The sequence below is a fragment of the Planktothrix tepida PCC 9214 genome (assembly GCF_900009145.1).
In the GTDB taxonomy this organism is placed as follows: Bacteria; Cyanobacteriota; Cyanobacteriia; order Cyanobacteriales; family Microcoleaceae; genus Planktothrix; species Planktothrix tepida.
Window position 1 is genome coordinate 1 of record NZ_LN889943.1, and the last position, 209, is coordinate 209.

The 209-nt window shown below is 53.6% G+C and carries 1 rRNA gene; it reads left to right on the plus strand.

Annotated elements, in window-relative coordinates:
* A 16S ribosomal RNA gene (locus tag PL9214_RS29910) occupies window positions 1–209 on the plus strand; the annotation flags it as partial.

Below are 209 nucleotides of genomic sequence, written 5' to 3' on the forward strand. Positions count from 1 at the left end.
CCGTGCCAGCAGCCGCGGTAATACGGAGGATGCAAGCGTTATCCGGAATGATTGGGCGTAAAGAGTCCGTAGGTAGCCCCTCAAGTCTGCTGTTAAAGAGCGAGGCTTAACTTCGTAAAGGCAGTGGAAACTGGGGAGCTAGAGTGTAGTAGGGGCAGAGGGAATTCCTGGTGTAGCGGTGAAATGCGTAGAGATCAGGAAGAACACCG